At 62.5% G+C, this 1,307-nt stretch carries 1 protein-coding gene; it reads left to right on the forward strand.

The window, feature by feature from the left end; genetic code table 11:
• Window positions 1-56: 56 nt before the first annotated feature.
• Window positions 57-1,271, forward strand: coding sequence for an IS256 family transposase (locus DRB19_RS29615; protein WP_114189505.1), 1,215 nt, complete (start codon window positions 57-59; stop codon window positions 1,269-1,271).
• Window positions 1,272-1,307 lie beyond the last annotated feature (36 nt).

Consider the following 1,307-nt stretch of genomic DNA (forward strand, 5'->3'; position numbering starts at 1 on the left):
GGGACTATCGGGAATTTCGTGTGGGGCCATTACGATGATCATGAGGGAGACATCGCATGGCACGCCGCAAGGAACCCCGCATTCCCGACCACCTGCTCGATCAGCTGCTGGCCGGGGCTGATGCTCAATCCGCGTTTGCCAAGAATGGCCTGCTTGACGAGTTGAAGAAGGCCCTGGCCGAACGGGCGCTCAATGCCGAGATGGACCATCATCTCGACCAGGAGAGTGAGAGTGGCAACAGCCGCAACGGCTATGGCCGCAAGAGTGTGCTCCCCGACACCGGCAAGATCGACCTGGAGATCCCACGTGACCGGCTGGCAACCTTCGATCCGCAGCTGATTACCAAGTATCAGCGGCGCTTTCCCGGCTTTGATGAGAAGCTCGTGTCGATGTACGCCCGCGGCATGAGTGTGCGCGAGATCCAGGGCCACCTGCGCGAGTTGTACGGGATCGAGATCTCGCCGGACCTGGTCAGTGCCGTCACTGATGCGGTGCTGGAGGAGATCGCCGAGTGGCAGAACCGCCCCCTGGAGGCGCTCTACCCACTCGTCTTCTTCGACGCGATCCGGGTCAAGGTGCGCGAGGAGGGCACCGTGCGCAACAAGGCCGTCTACCTGGCTTTGGGCGTCCGGCCCGACGGGGCCAAGGAGATCCTGGGGCTGTGGATCGAGCAGAGCGAGGGCGCCAAGTTCTGGCTGCGGGTGATGAACGAGCTCAAGACCCGCGGCGTCGAGGACGTGCTGATGGCGGTGGTGGATGGTCTGAAGGGCTTTCCCGAGGCGATCACGGCGGTGTTTCCCGAGACCCAGGTTCAGACCTGCATCGTGCATCTGATCCGTTCCTCCTTGGCCTTCGTGGCCTACAAGGATCAGAGAGCGGTGGCTTCAGCCCTGAAGGAGATCTACCGGGCCAAGGACGCCGAAGCCGGCCAAGCGGCTCTGGAGGCGTTCGCAACGTCGGTTTGGGGCCGCAAGTACGAGGCCATTGCAGCTTCGTGGCAGCGCAACTGGACGGCGGTCATCCCGTTCTTCGCCTTTCCGGACGAGGTGCGCCGGATCATCTATACGACCAATGCCATCGAGGCGCTGAATGCCAAACTGCGCCGGGCGGTGCGGGCCCGCGGCCACTTTCCCACCGACGAGAGCGCGATCAAGCTGTTGTTTCTGGTCTTGAGGCAGGCGCAGAAAGAGTGGAAAATGCCGCCACGCGAATGGGGCGTGGCGAAAGCCCAGTTCACCATTCTCTTCGAAGGCCGCTTCCGGCTGGGATGATGAACCTAGCCCTTACACGGAAATTCCGACAGTCCC

Origin of the sequence: Microvirga aerophila (assembly GCF_003332305.1) — a bacterium.
Classification (GTDB): domain Bacteria; phylum Pseudomonadota; class Alphaproteobacteria; order Rhizobiales; family Beijerinckiaceae; genus Microvirga; species Microvirga aerophila.